The 1204-nt window shown below is 58.0% G+C and carries 1 protein-coding gene; it reads right to left on the minus strand.

Annotated elements, in window-relative coordinates; all coding sequences use genetic code 11:
- Positions 1–742, minus strand: a 742-nt coding sequence (locus CDI09_RS17355; RefSeq protein ID WP_110571465.1) for an outer membrane protein, incomplete at its 3' end; no start/stop codon positions are given.
- Between the last annotated feature and the right edge of the window lie 462 nt (positions 743–1204).

A 1204-nucleotide genomic window follows, 5' to 3' on the forward strand; every position in this document is an offset into this window, starting at 1 on the left:
CGACGGCGGGAGCCGGCGGCGGCGGCGGCGGCGCGTTGTTGAACGCGTAGCGGACGCCTACGATGAACTGGTGGTTGAAGCGGTGATCGAAGCGTACGCCGCCGCTGCCCTCAGCTGATTCAGCCTTGATGTAGCCCATGCCGAAGGACTCGACCTGACCCACCATACGGTATTCGGTGGTCATCTGCAGGCCGGGCACGCCCGGAATGTCATAGGCTGCACCGACGATACCCTGATAGGCGAAGCTGCCATTGGTGCCGTGCAGGCGGGCGTTCGGGCTGCTCGCGCCACCCATGGCGACCATGGTGTTGCTGTTCACGTTCTGCCACAGGTAACCGGCACCGACACCGACGAACGGCGTGACGGGCACATCAATGTTGAACAGACGCTTCAGGTCGATGTCATACAGGACGTTGATGAAGCCGCCATAGGAGCGGTCGCTGCCCTTGTCGCTACCGCTCTTGCGATAGATTTCCGACCAGTTATACGCGCCTTCAACTTCAGCGCGCAGGCCGTTGCCAAAGCCCCAGCCAACCGAGCCGAAGCCGGTCCAGCCATGACGGTGGCCAACGCGCCCTTCACCATGGCCATCATCCGTGCCGCCGGGGCGCATGTGCTGGGTCTGGGTCAGGTTGTAGCCGCCGCCGATATCGACATACGGGCCGGTGATGGTCGTGGCCTTGGCTGCGAACGGTGTCGCTGCCAGCAGGCTGGTTGCCAGCAGGGCAGTGCGAAGACGCATCTGGTGGTCCTTCCTCATGTTATTACTTCTTTGTAAACGACATCATTGCCATGATGCGATGATTAATCGATCTAGTCACTTAAACACGATGCCAGACATGTGGTTCCGCGCTGCCTGTTGTTCCAGTCGTGCACAAAGGTACCACGCCGCGCCAGCCAATGGATGGTTGATATTTTTTTATTATAAAACAATGACTTGTTTAATATTCTCATCGTTGCAGACAATCTTGTGGCAGAAGATTTTGCAGATTTTGTGGCATGAAGAGCACAGTCAGGCTGGCTCTTCTGGCAATATTAAACAAAGTTTCAATAACAAAAAAAGGGAGCCCCGAAGGGCTCCCTTTCCTTTGACCGATAGGGTCGGGATCAGTGCAGGATGATCTCGACGCGACGGTTCTGGGGCTCACGGGTGTCGGGACCGGTGGGCACCAGCGGGTGGGCTTCGCCGTAGCCATGGATGTCG

The organism is Komagataeibacter nataicola (assembly GCF_003207795.1).
In the GTDB taxonomy this organism is placed as follows: Bacteria; Pseudomonadota; Alphaproteobacteria; order Acetobacterales; family Acetobacteraceae; genus Komagataeibacter; species Komagataeibacter nataicola.